This is a genomic window from Moorena sp. SIO3I6, from assembly GCF_010672095.1.
The window spans coordinates 1-15,891 of sequence record NZ_JAAHHU010000038.1 but is presented as its reverse complement, the minus strand read 5'-3'; the positions used below and the strand labels follow the sequence as shown (position 1 = coordinate 15,891).

Sequence of the window (15,891 nt, the reverse complement as noted above, 5' to 3'; positions counted from 1 at the left end):
GGGGTGACATGAGCCCATAAAAGCTTACTATATAAGGCTTTGATGCCAATGATATCAGGGAATATACAGTCGTCAATTGACCCTCTTTTCATTTTATGGAAGCTCAAACCCTGATAACTGCATCCAAGGTCGCGCCCAAAACAGCATGTATCTTTTGATAACTGATGGGATTAAATTATTACCCAGTAAGGTTTTAAGCTTGCATGTACCCCCCCCCAGATTCTAAATTAACCCATTCTAAATTCTAAATTAATCCATTCTAAATTCTAAATTAACCCATTCTAAATTATTAATTAGTCATCCCCTTTAAAAGCATCATGGCAGATAAAAAAGCTCAAAAAGAATTAATTTTTTATAACCGGATTGTTGATAAAGGCCGGTTAAAAAAGCTGATATCTTGGGCCTATACCAAATACGGCAGTGCCCGGACAGCCCAAATGGCAGACAAACTCAAAGATCTGGGGTTCCGCTATGCTACCCAGGCGGGGGTTTCTATCAGTGTAGATGACCTGCAAGTGCCACCAGCTAAACGCCAGATGTTAGATGAGGCGGAAGCTATGATTCGTGCCACAGAAGGCCGGTTCACTAGGGGTGAAATTACTGAAGTTGAACGGTTTCAAAAAGTTATCGATACCTGGAACGGAACCTCTGAGGCTCTCAAAGATGAGGTCGTCCGTAACTTCAAAGACACAAACCCCCTAAATTCAGTGTACATGATGGCTTTTTCCGGAGCACGGGGTAACTTGTCTCAGGTGCGGCAATTGGTAGGTATGCGGGGTCTGATGGCTAATCCCCAAGGTGAAATTATTGACCTACCCATTAAGACTAACTTCCGGGAAGGCTTAACAGTAACGGAATACATTATCTCATCCTACGGAGCCCGCAAAGGCTTGGTGGATACTGCCCTGAGAACGGCTGACTCCGGTTACCTCACCCGTCGTCTGGTAGATGTTTCCCAGGACGTGATTGTACGAGACCTTGATTGTGGCACCACTCGGGGCATCAAAATCACACCCATGACCGATGGCGATCGCGTTTTAATTTCCCTAGCGGATAAGCTCTTAGGTCGAATTGTAGCAGAGGAATTGGTTCATCCAAAAACCGGGAAAGTAATTGCTAAACAAAACCAAGATGTATCTGATGAACTAGCCAAAGAGATTGAATCGTCTGGTATTAAAGAGGTAATGGTGCGATCGCCTCTAACCTGTGAAGCCCAGCGGTCAGTTTGCCAGAGATGCTATGGTTGGAGCTTAGCTCATGGGCACATGGTGGATTTGGGCGAAGCGGTGGGGATTATTGCTGCCCAGTCTATTGGGGAACCAGGAACTCAGTTGACTATGCGGACCTTCCACACGGGGGGTGTGTTTACCGGGGAAGTGGCACGCCAGCTCTCTGCTCCCATGAAGGGTGTCGTAAGCTTTGGCAAAGGCCTACGTACCCGCCAAGTTAGGACTCGCCACGGTGACGACCGTCAACAAGTGGAACTAGCTGGGGATCTGATTTTGCAACCCACCAATGGCTCTGGCAAAACCTTTCCTTTAACAGCGGGCTCCTTGGTCTTAGTCAGTGATGGGCAAACAGTCAGCAAGGGTGATCTCTTAGCAGAAGTAGCCCTGAGTAAAAGCCGTCCTTCCACAGAAAAAGCGGCTAAGGATGTGGCATCGGACTTAGCCGGGGAAGTGCTATTTGCGGACTTAGTCCCTGAGGAAAAAACAGATCGACAGGGTAATACAACTCGGATTGCCCAACGTAGCGGTTTACTCTGGATTTTATCTGGGGACGTCTATAACCTACCCCCTGGTGCGGAACCAGTGGTGAAAAATGGGGATAGTGTAGAGATTGGGACAGTGCTGGCGGAAACTAAATTAGTCACACTCAACGGTGGTGTGGTGCGACTGACCCCAGGCAAAAGAGAAATTGACATTATCACCGCTTCCGTCCGCTTGGATCAATCACAGGTGAGAATGGAAAGCACGGGGGGTCGGGAACAATATGTGATTCACACCGCCAATAATCAGCACTTTTCCCTGAAGGCAACCCCTGGCACAAAGGTAGTCAACCACCAGGTGGTGGCGGAACTGATTGATGACCAATACTACACTAAAACCGGTGGCATTATTAAATATGCTGGTGTAGAGGTGGCTAAACGGGGTAAAGCCAAGCAAGGTTACGAAGTTACCAAAGGCGGTACCTTACTCTGGATTCCGGAAGAATGCCATGAGGTCAACAAGGATATTTCCTTGCTGCTTGTGGAAGACGGTCAATATGTGGAAGCAGGCACAGAAGTGGTTAAGGATATCTTCTGTCAGTCCTCCGGTGTGGTGGAAGTTGTCCAAAAAAATGACATCCTCCGGGAAATTGTGGTTAAGCCTGGAGAATTTCATCTGGTGGAAAACCTACCAGAGACCATGACTAGTGAGGGTCAGCTAATCTATCCCGGCTCGGAGGATTTGCCAGGGATAACGGTAGACAACCTTTGTTATGGAGAAGCAGTTGACACACCTGATGGTATGGGACTGTTGCTGCGGCCAGTAACGGAGTTTGCTGTACCAGATGAGCCAGCGGTTCCCTCTCAGGCGTCCATTAATACCCAAGATTCCAACGAAGCTACCCAAGGAACCCAGATTGAATTGCGAGCCATCCAACGCATTCCCTATAAGGATGGAGAACGGGTCAAGTCTGTAGATGGGGTGGAATTACTCCGCACCCAGTTGGTATTGGAAATGAGCAACCCCGATGGTAGCAGTGACCATACTAGTAGTTCATCCCAGCTGAGTGCTGACATTGAGTTAGTTGCTACTGAGGAGGAGGAAGCCTCTGAGGATATGCGATTACAACTGGTGATCCTGGAGTCGTTGGTGCTTCGCCGGGATACCAATGCAGATCCGTTAGGGGGCAATACCAAAACCCGGGTTTTAGTCAAAGATGGGGACGAAATTCCTCCAGGTGCGGTAGTGGCTCGAACAGAAATTCAGTGCAAGGAAGCTGGTGAAATCCGGGGGATTCAAGAAGGATTGGAAGCCATTCGCCGAGTACTGGTGGTCAGGGATGCTGACCGAGTGACAATGCCGATTACCTCTCCTGCCACAGTTAAAGTAGGGGATTTGGTCGTTGGTACCAACACCTTAGCTGAAGGGACACCTGCTCAAGAATCAGGTCAGGTGGTTCAGGTAAGGGATGATGCCGTTATCCTGCGACTGGCTCGTCCATACCGAGTTTCTGCGGGGGCAATTTTGCAAATTGACAAGGGAGATTTGGTGCAGCGGGGTGATAACCTGGTGCTACTGGTGTTTGAACGGGCCAAGACAGGGGATATTATCCAAGGTTTGCCCAGGATTGAAGAACTACTAGAAGCTCGCAAACCCAAAGAAGCCTGTATCTTGGCCAGACGTCCTGGAGAAGCCCAGGTGATTTATGAAGAAGGCGAAACCGTTGATATCAAGGTCATTGAGTCAGACGGAGTCGTGACCGATTACCCGATTTCCCCTGGGCAAAATGCTATTGTTTCCGATGGTCAGCAAGTCGGTACCGCTGAACCCATCACCGATGGCCCAGCCAATCCCCATGAAATTTTAGAGATTTTCTTCAACTACTGTCTCGAAAAGAGAGGTGTCTACGAAGCGGCTTTAAAGGGATTGCAACAGGCACAGGCATTTTTGGTCAATGAAGTTCAGTCGGTGTATCAGTCTCAAGGCATTGATATTGCTGATAAGCATATTGAGGTGATTGTTCGTCAGATGACCTCTAAAGTGAGGGTAGACGATGGTGGTGATACCACTATGCTACCAGGAGAACTCGTGGAGTTGCGGCAGATTGAGACAGTGAATGAAGCAATGGCGATCACTGGTGGTGCCCCAGCTCAGTATACACCTGTACTACTGGGAATTACCAAAGCATCCCTTAATACCGATTCATTTATCTCTGCTGCCAGCTTCCAAGAAACTACTCGTGTGCTGACAGAAGCAGCGATCGAAGGTAAATCTGACTGGCTCAGGGGTCTGAAGGAGAATGTCATCATTGGACGTCTGATTCCCGCAGGGACTGGCTTCAATGCTTACCAAGAGAGCAATCTTGGTAGTCCAGAACCAGAATTCGACCATGGGAGTAGCATGGTCTATGGCTATGGTGAACCCGCCGATAGTGCTGAATTACAGCAAGGCAACCTGCTTGATGATAACACAGCCCGTGTTTACAGCTTAGATGAGGAGAGTGATTTGGCTGCTGATCCTAGCAACTTAGACCTCTTGAATGGAAATTTTCCAGAATAAGATTGAACTTACCCCTGGATAAATCCTGGGAAAAACAAGGGCGTCTGATCATGAGCTTTTTAAAAGCTTTTCATCAGACGCCCTTACGGTATTATTTAGTATGATTCATTCCTATCACCAGACTTCAAGCTAGCTGTATGCTTAGGTCTGGATGCAGCCGCTCATCGGGTTTCCACGGGGATTACAAGGTGCGGAGGCAACCCTGGGCACACAGCCCCCAATGATTTATAATACACCGGTGCTGGACTAACGTAGTGTCATATTAAAATAAGAAGAAGGGGTTATAAACATGACAACTGTCAGTAAAAGTGAAAAACTCAAGGAAATACAGGAAGCCTATAAAAATAGTAATAAAATGGCTTATGAGTTGTGTAGAGTATTTGAACAGGTCTGGCAAGTTGCTCCAGATGAATCAGCCTTAGCAATAGCCAATAAGATTATGTCAAAAGACATATCTTATTTTATGTTTGTGTTTGATTTGGACACCGAGGAAGGTTATAGCGAAAAGCTCAAACAGGCTAGCAAGGAATCATTTAGAAGTCGTAGAGAATGGCGTCAAAAATTAGAAGACTTAGAAGAAAAAAAACAGCTGGAAGCAGAAGAAGAGGAAGTTAAGGAAAATTTGTTAAAGTTACTAAGTGATTCTAGCGCTGATACTGATAGCAAGATCAGAGAAAATTTATTAGATATAGTAAAAGCTTGTCTTTGATTAAACCAGACCATTACCCGGCTCTATACATTTTCGGTTTTAGGGATTGCTGTTCCCTTTGCTATAGAACAGGTATGTAAGCATTCAGCTGTCAGTAGTCAGCCGTGAGCTAAAGGCTCACGCTACTTGAGGTGCTTTGTGGCACAGGCTTCGACCCTGGGACTTTCCGTTTTATTCAAAAGCTGTTCGGTGTAGCTCGCCCATAACTACCTCAAGTAGCACCTCAAGTAGCGCATAAGCTGATAGCTGATAGCTGAATGCTTACGAATTAATCGGGCGTTGCGTCAGTCTTTGAATGAATATTCGTAGAGTGGGCATCCTGCCCGCCCCAAAATAAGCATGAAACTGGCAAGATGCCAGTTCCACCAAGATGCCTATTCCACAGGTGCGCGCCCGAACGCGCCCCACGTCGGCTTTGCCGATAGGTGCGACCCAAGGGCGAGTAAATCGCCCTTGGGTCGCACCAAAGCGCGAATTTAATAATTAGATGCGGAAAGCGCACCTAAACACTCTTAAAATCATTCCATTATTAAGCAACGCCATTAATCGTGGGTTGTATCGCTCCAAAGATGGCCATTTAATTAATGCCGACCGTAATTGGTGCATGGAATATTGGTCGCAAAAGTAAGCACAATGGTTTTACCGGAGTGTCTAGAGGTTGCTTGGCACAACCAACAAAACTTTATGTTCTGTGAATCCCCGTCCTTCAGGTCCCGGAGCTGTCAACCCTTGGCTTAACGACTGCAATCAGAAAAGCGATCGCTTTTCTGAAACCTCAACTAAACAAGATTAGCCACTCATTAGCTTGAGTATTAGCAGTGATTGTGATCCCCTTTGCTGCCCAGTGTTGCGTCAGTGCTGACTCCTAAATGTAAACTTTTGTAAATATCTGCATAATTTCCTGAGCTTGACTTGATAGTTACTTGGATGGTGTAGTTGTAAACTTTTGTAAAGAAATTATGGAATTTGCTGGATTCTCTGTTGAGTCTTTGATACAACTTACAGCCCTTGTAAGTTTTCGATGGTGCTGATCAAACTGGAGTTTAGACTATGACAAAATAGCCCAGTCTTCTTTTTGGGCTGAGAGTTGAGTAAATTGACTCAAAATAAGTGTCTAAGTCTTCTTGTTTTTAGCTTTTTTGTCGTTACTTTTTCCTTTTTTAACTACTGGATAACGGGTTCGTTTGTTTCTTTTTTTACCAGTTTTCCATCCCGTTGATTTTCCACGGGGTTTGGGAGATTGTGCTGGAGTTCCAATCTCAACTAAAAGTCCTAACATCGACTGTGCAACTCTTCCAGGCGTTAGATTTGACTGGGGCTTTTGCCGGAGACGAAACCTTAGAATAGTGGAGCCTTACTGCAAGAGATTTAACCCTGATACCCATAGCCGATCAACTATAAAGGCTCCACTATTCTTACGGTAACTTCAAAGGAAGATGGTGTTCTTTCACTATATCCCTAGCTAACCATAGCTGCCAAGTCATTAATGGCATCAAATCACTCCATCTTTCACATTGCTGTGGTGTACTTAGGGAGGGTAATGTCCAATGTAATCTTTGTTTAATGAACCGATACCAATGGTCAACGGCAAAACGTCTTAAATATTTGTTCCATATCATTTCTAATGTCGGCCTTTTTTGACCAATGAAAACTAACCACAATGGTTTTTGTAAGATGCCTTGTTTATTGGGTTTAAGCCTCTCAACTAAAATCAACTCCATTGACACAGATGAAGAGTTACGAAAGTGTAATTTTGACCACTTTCGGATTCTTATGAGACCTAATTTTGGGTCATTTACCTCGATAGTTTCCTTGGCTGACCACCAAGTATTTTCATCATTTAACTTAAATTTATCACCATGTTTTTTGGGTCGCCCTCGACCACTATACTTTCCTGGTAACCCATATAAGCAACAGTTTGAGCGAATTCTGATCAAGCAATCCGCTTCGATATCTTTTGTTGTGTTGACCCAAGAGGCATTGCCATATTCACTGTCTAATAGGGCTAAAATTGGTTGTTTTGAATTTTTTGCTACTTGTTTTAGTTGCCACGCTGCCTTACTAATTGGAGTTTCAAAACTTGTTATTCTCTCGTGTCTTAACGGCAGTGCCCAACTGCCTTTTTCTTCTGGTATCCATGCTATAGTACTATAACTATGTCCTGTCGTGACTTTTTTCTCTGCCGATGGCGAGTGATGGTAACCTCGGTCTTTCAATGTTGGGGAGTCTACTCTCGGACTCGATGTATGGTCAATTGCTACCATCAAATAGGATGATTCATCTGTATCTTTTCCTACTTCTTCTAGATACCTCTTCATTAACTTTTGTCGTAATGGACGACAATCTTGTAATGATTTATAGGTAGAAGACCATTCTCTTCTAAATACTGGAGACAGAGAAAAGTCAGCCAAAGAATTGGCAGTTCTTGTAGTTAAAACTGCATCAATCAAATCCATTGTAGCATCGGATGCCCGACCCAGTAAATTATAACTATCAATTCTAAATTGTTGCAGTCTACTTATGCTAGTATTCATAAGTGAGGGAGTAACTTTATTGTTTTAGCTTTTCAATTTTCTCCCTTTTTACAATGGGTGTTTTTATGAATATTTGTAACGGATAAGGCTCCGATAGTCGTGACTCACTCCAGCCTCTGGCGATCAGGTGACCCAAAGAGTGAGCACGCTGTTGCTAAGCTCAGCGATCAGCGGAAGCTGGTGCCGTAGGCAATCACGTTTCTGAATTAGCGATCGCATTTCTGGATTAGTGATCGCGTTGGCCACGATTAGCGATCAGCGGAAGCTGGTGCGGTAGGCAATCGCAGTCTTGGGAAACCTCAGTTACTCTGAACTCCAGACTAAACTCTCAGCCCAAAAAGAAGACTGGGCTATTTTGTCATAGTCTAAACTCCAGATCAAACCAGGTCTAAGCTAATACACATTTACTTGGCATTAGCTGATTGGTTGCAATGTGATTGACGGTGAACAGTCAACGGTTGACTGTCAACGATCAACTGTAACGTTGATGCTTTAGCCACAGTCTGTAAGGGTTTACAAGTTTTATATCAAGGAAGGCAAGCAAATGGCGCAGGGTGCGTTTTATCAAGAAGATGAACTTTTATTAGAAGCAGTAAAGCTCTGGGATTTAGACAATTTATATATAGATATAGGCGAACAAAAACAGAGGGAAACCCAGAATAAAACCACACTTACACCAGTATAAAAAGTGTGCTTGAGAGGATTGCTTTGTGGCTACTCCCCAAAAAAAATAGCTGAGACTCTCCATCGGAGCTCTAACTCAATCGCTGTTGCCTTGACTAGGGGATTGTATCGATATGTCGAAGCACTAACTAATCGAGAATTAAATAGCCTCACTAACTGGAAAGACGTCCCTAACTGGCTAGAAGTTGCAGGATATAAAATGCCTCATTACCACCACGATTGGGGGGAAGCACCATAAATTTCTGCTTTCTATGGACGCACTAATCAACTCAATCAACTGCAGCAATGGATTAGTAAAAAGCAATACTCACTAGTAGCCATTCTCGGTATAGGAGGGATTGGTAAAACCACTCTGGCTGTCAAACTTGCAAACAACCTTCAGGGGGAATTTGAGTATATTATTTGGCGTAATCTGCGCCATGCTCCACCCCTGAAACAACTGCTAGTAGAGCTGATTCAATTCCTATCTCACCAGCAATCATTCAATTTACCAGAAGACATAAACGCTCTTATTTCTAGCTTGATAAAATGTTTACAAGAGCATCGGTGTCTGATCATACTGGATGACGCAGAGCAGATTCTAAGTCCTGGCGCTATAGCTGGATACTATCAAGCCAACTATGAGGATTATGGTCAGCTATTGAGACGAGTAGCCCAGGAAAAACACCAAAGTGCTTTGCTGCTTATCAGTTGGGAAAAATTTTTACAACTAGAGTTACTGGAGCAAAAAAATAACACTACTGCTTCATTAACCCTGAAGGGTTTACCTACAGAAGAAGCTGAAAAAATTTTAGTAGATAACGGTTTGTTTGGAAATACGGAAGAATGGGAAACCTTGATTACACGTTATTGAGGCAATCCCTTAGCATTAAATCTAGTAGCGACAACAATTGACAAATATTTTAATGGCAGTGTCTCGAAGTTTTTAAGCTTGAAGGAAGTATTTCCGAGCCAATGAGGTTAATTATAATTGCACAGTTAAATCGCTTAGATAAGTCAGAAAGAGAAGTGATCAGGTATCTAGGGATAAGTACCAAACCCGTTTCCCGGGAACAATTGCGGCAGGATATGACCATTAGCTCGGATTCAAAACTAATCAATGTTTTACAATCCCTCCAGAGGCGCTCACTGATTGAGACATTCACCGACATTAGTCAAACTTTTTTCACCCTATCCCCTGTAGTTAGTTCCGTGATTCTTAGTATTAAGTAGTCGGACAAAATTAGGTTTAACTGTCAAGATAGGGAACAGGGAACAGGGAACAGGGAACAGGGAACAGTATTAACTTTTGGTGGGTTTATAAAAGTTAATACTGTTCCGTTTATTTATTTCCAGGTACTTACTTGAAAGGGCAAAAGGCAACAGGAGAGAGGGAAGAGTGTGGAAAGTCTGGGAAGTGTGGGGAGGGTGGGGAGAGAAGAAGGTATATTTACCCTATTCCCTATTCCCTATTGCCTATTCCCTATTCCCTGGTCGCAGCGCTATAACAATTGACCTGAAATTTACTTACAAACTAAGTCATTAATAGCAGAGGATTTCTGCAATGGCGAAATTCCAGCCAAATCCAAAATCTGGGGAATCAAGTCTTCTCGCCGGACTGCCATCATGTGAACACCCTGGCACAGTTGCTGTGCGAGCTTAACTTGTTCAGCGGCAATTTTTATCCCTTCTTGTAACTGATTATCTGCTGCTGCTAGCCGATCAATAATTTCGTCAGGGATATTAACCCCTGGAACTTTTTTATTAATAAACTTAGCATTTTTAGCGGATTTGAGCAAAAATATCCCTGCTAAAATTGGCTTATTAGTACCAGCCGCAATCTGATCCATAAACTTCTCTAGGCGATCAAAATCGCAAATGAGCTGGCTTTGGAAAAACTCTGCTCCCGCTTCCAGTTTCTTTTCAAACCGACTTTGTAAGCCTGACCAACTCTTGAGCTGGGGGTCTACTGCTGCACCAGTAAATAAATCAGTTGCTTGATCAGTAAGGGGCTTATCATTGAAATCAACCCCTTGATTTAGCTTAGTAATTAGTTGCAATAGGCGTACTGATTCTAAGTCAAATACACTTTTAGCATCAGGATGATCACCTGCTTTGACTGGATCACCAGTTAGGGCGAGAATATTACCGATACCTAAAGCGTTAATACCCATCAAGTCAGCTTGCAAGGCGATGCGGTTGCGATCTCGACAAGCTACCTGACAAATTGGTTCAATTCCCTGCTGGCGTAAAATCACCGAGGCTGCCCAAGACGACATCCGCATGACTGCCCTAGAGCCATCAGTAATATTGATAGCATGGACTCTATCTTTGAGGGTTTGAGCCATTTTGACCATGTGAGCTGGGTTACCCCCCTTGGGTGGTGCCACTTCTGCAGTAATCAAAAATTCACCGGACTCAACGGCAGTGCGAAACGAATTCTTAGTGGGGTTAGTCATTGGTTATAGTATTTACTTATCTCCAGGAATTAGGTTACAGCAATGAACCCTAATGCAGTTTTCACCCTGGACAAGGTCTGGTTTGCGATCGCTTCCGCTTTTTGTCGCCCCTCTCGCAACACGCCCTCAAGATAGCCCTGCTCTGACCTAACATCGTGATACTTCTGTTGAATCGGCTTGAGCGCTTCAATTGTTATTTCTGTCAGTAAGGGCTTGAATTTACCCCAACCCATATCCCGACATTCTGTAGCCACCTCTTCCTTTGTTTTCCCAGAAAGCAGGGTATACAACGTTAGTAGATTATCACATTCCGGGCGTTCTGGGTCATCAAACCATAAGCCTCTAGTTGGGTCAGTTTTACAGCGCTTGATTTTCTTTTGGATCTCCTCAGGGGAGTCAAGCACGTTAATCCTGCTCAACTCGGATGGATCAGACTTAGACATTTTGCGCCTGCCATCAGTGAGACTCATGACACGAGCACCAGTTTTTCGGATCATAGGCTCTGGCAACTTTAGCACAAGTTTCTCCTGAGTGCCAAACTTGTCATTAACTCGGATAGCGATATTACGAGTCAGTTCGATGTGTTGCTTTTGGTCCTCTCCCACTGGAACTTGATCGGCATCATAAAGTAGAATATCCGCTGCCATCAACACCGGGTAGTCCAGTAAGCCAGTACTGACATTTTCCCCTTGTTTAACTGCTTTTTCCTTGAACTGGATCATTCGCTCTAGCCAGTTGAGAGGGGTAATGCAGTTGAGCAGCCAAGCTAGTTCACTGTGGGCAGGGATATGGGATTGTACGAAGATGGTAGAGTATTCTAAATCAATCCCGCAGGCTAAGTAGAGGGAAGCAATGCTTAAGGTATCTTCTGCTAGAGTGGCTGGGTTATGGGGTACAGTAATAGCGTGTAAATCAACTACACAAAATAGATTATCATACTGACTTTGACCTTCGACCCAGTTGCGGATAGCTCCAAGATAGTTACCCAGGTGAAGATTGCCAGTTGGTTGAACTCCAGATAGAACGCGCTGTTTACCCATGTATGATCTAGTGATTGCTTAAATCGGTTTGCCGAAACGGTATCAGTGTAATCCCATTTTCCCACTGGTTAGGCTAAATTTGGATTATTTTCGCCATTGCTAGGTCGTGAACCTAGGCATCAGTTAAAATTTTTTGCCATTTATTGCAGCTTGGATGAGAAGATAGTGGTGTAAAGATTCTTAATATTTTCTTAATCGGACTTATAGCATGGCAGAAATTCAGTTCTCTAGAGGCATCAAAGAAGAAGTTGTACCCGATATACGTATAACTCGCTCGAAAACTGGTCAGACTGGCACTGCAACCTTTTATTTTAACAAGCCTCAAGCTATCGATAAAGACTTTAAGGAAGATATCACCGGAATGTACATGGTTGACGAAGAAGGTGAGATTTCTACCAGTAAGGTTAATGGCAAATTTGTTAATGGTGAACCAATGGCTATAGAAGCAACTTACATAATGAAATCTCGAGAGCAGTGGGATCGTTTCATTCGTTTTATAGAACGGTATAGTGAAGAAAATGGACTTACTAAATCCAAACAGGATTAAGCTGAGTCTTGAGTGCTGGGTACTAAGTCTGGTTTACAGGGTCTGGTTTACAGCTAACCGTCAACCGTCAAAAACGCTTAAGCATATGCGCGAAGCGCACGCGTGCGCGTTCAGCCGTGTCACGGCTGAACGCGAACAGCGGTCAGCCGTAAGCAGACTTAACTCAGATTAAACGAAGGCTTACCTCTTTCATTCAAAAGCTGTTCGCGTAGGGTGCCCGTAGCGCATTAGCTGATAGCTGATAGCTGATAGCTTACAAAAAAGCTTAGTACTCAGCACTATACCCAAGTCAGATGTCGCTGATTTCCTTAGTAATTACATTAATCGGAGGAGAACAATACACACAAAGCTCATTAGCAATCGCTACCGCTTCTTCAGGGGTTTTATCTAAATACATTGCGGTCAGAGCATAATCTTGTCCAGCACCAATGGCACCAAATTCATTAATTTTATCCACGAGATAGCCATCACTGATACAAAAAATATCCCTTTCTACTGCTAACAAATATTCATTTCTGCGACCAAAGGTATCGTCTTTATCCTTTGCCCAAGCATAAAATTCCACAATAAAATCCAGAACAGCCTCAACGGTAGGAGCTGCTGGAGAATGGTTTCTGGCAAATATTTGCATGAAACTCAGTTCCATGGTATATCCCACGCCGCCAATAATCATGTTATTGATTTCAAATAGCTTGCCCCACTCATCCCCAGTGACCCGGTGAGTTTGCTTGAGGTATCCTGACAGCCGAATGCTGTCGGAGGCAAAAACTAGTTTATCAGGGTATTTTCTGGCAGCCACAACGCTCATAAGTTGCTCCTAATGGTTTTAGTGGATGATTACGATCAAACAGGCACCGATATAGCAGTCATTAACAACCCAGTTTAGACCTTATCCATGGTAACCAGTTCATTTATTGAAATAGGGAACTTCGGATCCCAGAACAGAAAACAGAAGGACTTTTCGCAACTTTACACAAGTTAATACAGCAATGTTGATTTTTGTCGAGGTACTTATGGATCACAGCTGCCCAAGAAAAATACCTGGCAGCTGATCGCTGGAGTTCGATTCATGAGCAACCGCGACCCTGAGCCAGCTAAGGCATCACCCAAGCCACAGGACGGAGCGATCGCCGAGAGTTCAAAGTACTGACTAACCAATATGCACCTGAATCAGTAAAGTCAGTCAACTAAAAAAAAGTACCCTTTTGGGTACCGTCATCCTCTAAGAGGATTTCTTAGAGTGTTATTAACGAAGCCGGAGCAATGGCTCAAAGGATTTTTACTCCTGAGAAATTGTTCCTGTTCCGTTAGTTTAAGTTTAGAACAATACTAGCATGAGCAATAGTAATAGTGAACTTGAGCAAGGATTTGAGAATCCTCCCGAACTAGAAAACTCTGGGATGAGTGAGGATGAATACGAAGAATCCGCTGATTATCTTGAGGAACCTGAGAACTTAGGTGACTTTGAGAGCGCCTCGACAGAAGCTGAGGAAAGCGAGTATATGGAGTTCGATGAGACCTTGTTGCAAATCAAGGCTGATGTTGAGACCCAGCTTTCCCAGGCAGTGGCGCAAACTAGCGACGCTGTCCAGGCAGAAAATGTCTTTGAAGGTGCTGGAAACATTCAGGGTATTGGCTTAGGGATATCTGAAGATCCCAGCCAGAGCTTAGCTCCTGGCGCTGCCAGCCTGAATTTATATGTTGCTGAACCGGTTTCAGTGGATGAAGCGAAGGCTGCCCTAGTGGATTCAATGGGGATTTCAGCAGCTAGCAGTGACGATATACCGGTGAATGTAATTGTCACCGGAATCATTGATGCTCAGCCCCATCGCTTCAAAATACGTCCTGCACCAGGAGGAGTTTCAGTGGGTCACACCCGGGTAACAGCTGGCACTTTAGGTTGTCTGGCTCGTGGCCGTCGTGCTCCTCGAAACGGGCGTCTTTTGATGCTCAGCAATAACCATGTGATTGCCAACTCCAACAATGCCAGCTTTCGAGATCCAATCATCCAACCTGGTCGCTTAGATGGTGGTCGTAGCCCTCGGGATCAAATCGCGATTCTAGAGCGCTTTGTCCCCATCAACTTCCGAGGTGGAAGGAACTATGTGGACGCTGCTACCGGTTGGTGCTGGCCATCTCGTGTGCGGAAAGAACTTGTCTATGTGTCCGGGGGCAGTCCTCGTTATTTCCGCGTGAGCAGCCGGATTGTTGCTTGCCGTCGCGGGATGATAGTTGGTAAGTCAGGTCGTACCACGCAACTAACCCGTGGACAAGTTACTGATTGTAACGCCACTATCCGCGTTAATTATGGCGGCGGCCGGGTGGCGCTGTTTGCCGATCAGATTACCATTCGCGGCACTAGCGGCAACTTCAGTGCAGGGGGTGATTCTGGCTCTCTGATTTGGACTTACGACAGTCGCCGTAATCCAGTCGGTTTACTCTTTGCTGGTGGCGGTGGTTTGACCTTTGCCAACAAGATAACTCGAGTTATGGCAGCATTAGATATTAATCTATACACCTAACACTTGAGTGGGCTTGGCTGGGACTCTGCCCTCACCTGAGCCTCAGCTAACCTTCTGTCCACCATGGCTTCTAAGCTGTTAGGCATTTTTAATGCCTAACAGCAAAACAGAAGGCATTTGGCATTTGGCAGAAGTAAGGAGGACAAAGGATATACTCCAATCCTCCAAAAATCTCTGAAACCTATAGCGCTGCGCTCTCGTCTCTTTACACTATGATGGGGATTTTAGCTAACAGCTAAAACTCCACAGTGATTTGTAAATACGAGAGCGCTGATTGCTATATCGATAGCAATCAACTAGATCAATCCAAGTCAAAGCATTACTAGGTATCGGTTTTAGCTTTTGTCGGCTCGACAAATGTCTCCGTACCCCTAAGCACCTCTTAGTTATGTCCGATGGAGAAGTGAACATGAATATTACAGAGAAATCTGACAAAATAAAAGTATTAGTTCTATTACTGACGGCCAGTTTAACGGTCATGAGTTGCACTATGTCTAATGGTTCAGACTTCGGCTCCCCCCCTACTGACAAGGCCTCACCGGTTGAAGAGGCTGCGGTGGATTACATTGGAGAGGATCAAGAAGTGGCTAATTCAGAAATCGAGAAGGTTAAGCAATCCCACGAGCAGCGCTTATTAGCGATAGATGGGGTGACAGGGGTTGGCATTGGACAAGACCCTCAGGGCAATCAGGTAATTACTGTTTATGTCCTCAATGCCGAAGTGCAAAAAAAAGTCCCCCAAGAGCTTGATGGATTTATGGTGCAAACCGAAATCACCGGTGAAATTAAGGCATTCTAAATCGGGGTTGACAACCGCCTCAGCTTTGGAGATAGTGCTGGCTAGGGTCAAATAGCTTCCTGGTGGAGGGATTTGTGTGGCGGGGTTTCCGAGTTCCCGATTCCCGATTCCCGATTCCCGATTCCCGATTCCCCTACACAAGATTTCCAAGACCAGCGATTAAGCCGCGACAGACACTAGTCATAAAATCTAAGTCCAGGGTATCAATGCGATCGCTTGGTTTATGGTAATGGGGATTGCGCAGAAATGCTGTATCGGTTACCATCAAAGCTGGATAACCTTGGTCCCAAAATGGAGCGTGGTCACTGAGTCTGGTCTGAGGAACGATTACCCCTCGTAATGGTACTGGT

The 15,891-nt window shown here is 44.7% G+C and carries 14 protein-coding genes; 8 read left to right on the top strand and 6 right to left on the bottom strand.

The window, feature by feature from the left end; all coding sequences use genetic code 11:
• Positions 1 to 317 precede the first annotated feature (317 nt).
• Together F6K49_RS13765 and F6K49_RS13760 are read left to right on the top strand one after the other, a co-directional pair.
• Positions 318 to 4,268, top strand: a complete 3,951-nt coding sequence (locus F6K49_RS13765; protein WP_293097366.1) for a DNA-directed RNA polymerase subunit beta' — start codon at positions 318 to 320, stop codon at positions 4,266 to 4,268.
• Between the two features lie 289 nt (positions 4,269 to 4,557).
• On the top strand, positions 4,558 to 4,977 hold the full coding sequence (locus F6K49_RS13760) for a hypothetical protein (RefSeq protein ID WP_293097363.1): 420 nt from the start codon (positions 4,558 to 4,560) through the stop codon (positions 4,975 to 4,977).
• Positions 4,978 to 6,091: 1,114 nt separating this feature from the next.
• On the opposite strand, the gene F6K49_RS13755 is transcribed toward F6K49_RS13760, so the two are convergent.
• Together F6K49_RS13755 and F6K49_RS13750 are read right to left on the bottom strand one after the other, a co-directional pair.
• Complete coding sequence (locus tag F6K49_RS13755) at positions 6,092 to 6,256, bottom strand: hypothetical protein (protein ID WP_198954181.1); 165 nt, start codon at positions 6,254 to 6,256, stop codon at positions 6,092 to 6,094.
• A 136-nt stretch (positions 6,257 to 6,392) separates the two neighbouring features.
• Positions 6,393 to 7,511: an NF041680 family putative transposase gene (locus F6K49_RS13750; protein WP_293097360.1), complete on the bottom strand. Its 1,119-nt coding sequence runs from the start codon at positions 7,509 to 7,511 to the stop codon at positions 6,393 to 6,395.
• 544 nt (positions 7,512 to 8,055) lie between these two features.
• Between F6K49_RS13750 and F6K49_RS13745 the strand changes: the two genes are divergently transcribed.
• Genes F6K49_RS13745 through F6K49_RS13735 form a run of 3 tightly spaced genes read left to right on the top strand, consistent with a single transcriptional unit; the run spans position 8,056 to position 9,048 of the window.
• Complete coding sequence (locus tag F6K49_RS13745; RefSeq protein WP_293070661.1) at positions 8,056 to 8,196, top strand: hypothetical protein; 141 nt, start codon at positions 8,056 to 8,058, stop codon at positions 8,194 to 8,196.
• 9 nt (positions 8,197 to 8,205) lie between these two features.
• Positions 8,206 to 8,433: a hypothetical protein gene (locus F6K49_RS13740; RefSeq protein ID WP_293044126.1), complete on the top strand. Its 228-nt coding sequence runs from the start codon at positions 8,206 to 8,208 to the stop codon at positions 8,431 to 8,433.
• Positions 8,434 to 9,048, top strand: a complete 615-nt coding sequence (locus F6K49_RS13735) for an NB-ARC domain-containing protein (protein ID WP_366514177.1) — start codon at positions 8,434 to 8,436, stop codon at positions 9,046 to 9,048. It abuts the gene before it with no gap.
• A gap of 649 nt (positions 9,049 to 9,697) precedes the next feature.
• On the opposite strand, the gene F6K49_RS13730 is transcribed toward F6K49_RS13735, so the two are convergent.
• Positions 9,698 to 10,633 (bottom strand): methylenetetrahydrofolate reductase, encoded by a 936-nt coding sequence (locus tag F6K49_RS13730; protein WP_293025763.1) that lies wholly within the window; start codon positions 10,631 to 10,633, stop codon positions 9,698 to 9,700.
• A gap of 29 nt (positions 10,634 to 10,662) precedes the next feature.
• Complete coding sequence (trpS, locus tag F6K49_RS13725; RefSeq protein ID WP_293097355.1) at positions 10,663 to 11,673, bottom strand: tryptophan--tRNA ligase; 1,011 nt, start codon at positions 11,671 to 11,673, stop codon at positions 10,663 to 10,665.
• 208 nt (positions 11,674 to 11,881) lie between these two features.
• On the opposite strand from trpS, the gene psb28 reads away from it, so the two are divergent.
• Entirely contained in the window at positions 11,882 to 12,220 is a 339-nt protein-coding gene (gene psb28, locus F6K49_RS13720; protein WP_293025759.1) for a photosystem II reaction center protein Psb28, read from the top strand.
• Positions 12,221 to 12,509: 289 nt separating this feature from the next.
• Here the strand turns inward: psb28 and F6K49_RS13715 are convergent, their stop codons facing one another.
• Positions 12,510 to 13,028: a hypothetical protein gene (locus F6K49_RS13715; protein ID WP_293025757.1), complete on the bottom strand. Its 519-nt coding sequence runs from the start codon at positions 13,026 to 13,028 to the stop codon at positions 12,510 to 12,512.
• A 526-nt stretch (positions 13,029 to 13,554) separates the two neighbouring features.
• Between F6K49_RS13715 and F6K49_RS13710 the strand changes: the two genes are divergently transcribed.
• Both F6K49_RS13710 and F6K49_RS13705 read left to right on the top strand, forming a co-directional pair.
• Positions 13,555 to 14,742, top strand: a complete 1,188-nt coding sequence (locus F6K49_RS13710) for a hypothetical protein (RefSeq protein ID WP_293025755.1) — start codon at positions 13,555 to 13,557, stop codon at positions 14,740 to 14,742.
• A gap of 409 nt (positions 14,743 to 15,151) precedes the next feature.
• Positions 15,152 to 15,541, top strand: coding sequence for a hypothetical protein (locus F6K49_RS13705; protein ID WP_293025753.1), 390 nt, complete (start codon positions 15,152 to 15,154; stop codon positions 15,539 to 15,541).
• A 133-nt stretch (positions 15,542 to 15,674) separates the two neighbouring features.
• Here F6K49_RS13705 and F6K49_RS13700 read toward each other — a convergent pair.
• On the bottom strand, positions 15,675 to 15,891 hold a 217-nt coding region (locus F6K49_RS13700), incomplete at its 5' end, for a M28 family peptidase (RefSeq protein ID WP_293097352.1).

What these genes read in the sequence shown, in the direction of transcription:
- F6K49_RS13705 (WP_293025753.1), top strand. Translation starts at nt 15,152, where the DNA reads ATGAATATTACAGAGAAATCTGACAAAATAAAAGTATTAGTTCTATTA.
- F6K49_RS13710 (WP_293025755.1), top strand. Translation starts at nt 13,555, where the DNA reads ATGAGCAATAGTAATAGTGAACTTGAGCAAGGATTTGAGAATCCTCCC.
- psb28 (WP_293025759.1), top strand. Translation starts at nt 11,882, where the DNA reads ATGGCAGAAATTCAGTTCTCTAGAGGCATCAAAGAAGAAGTTGTACCC.
- F6K49_RS13750 (WP_293097360.1), bottom strand. Translation starts at nt 7,511, where the DNA reads ATGAATACTAGCATAAGTAGACTGCAACAATTTAGAATTGATAGTTAT.
- F6K49_RS13765 (WP_293097366.1), top strand. Translation starts at nt 318, where the DNA reads ATGGCAGATAAAAAAGCTCAAAAAGAATTAATTTTTTATAACCGGATT.
- trpS (WP_293097355.1), bottom strand. Translation starts at nt 11,673, where the DNA reads ATGGGTAAACAGCGCGTTCTATCTGGAGTTCAACCAACTGGCAATCTT.
- F6K49_RS13755 (WP_198954181.1), bottom strand. Translation starts at nt 6,256, where the DNA reads ATGTTAGGACTTTTAGTTGAGATTGGAACTCCAGCACAATCTCCCAAA.
- F6K49_RS13760 (WP_293097363.1), top strand. Translation starts at nt 4,558, where the DNA reads ATGACAACTGTCAGTAAAAGTGAAAAACTCAAGGAAATACAGGAAGCC.
- F6K49_RS13745 (WP_293070661.1), top strand. Translation starts at nt 8,056, where the DNA reads ATGGCGCAGGGTGCGTTTTATCAAGAAGATGAACTTTTATTAGAAGCA.
- F6K49_RS13730 (WP_293025763.1), bottom strand. Translation starts at nt 10,633, where the DNA reads ATGACTAACCCCACTAAGAATTCGTTTCGCACTGCCGTTGAGTCCGGT.
- F6K49_RS13715 (WP_293025757.1), bottom strand. Translation starts at nt 13,028, where the DNA reads ATGAGCGTTGTGGCTGCCAGAAAATACCCTGATAAACTAGTTTTTGCC.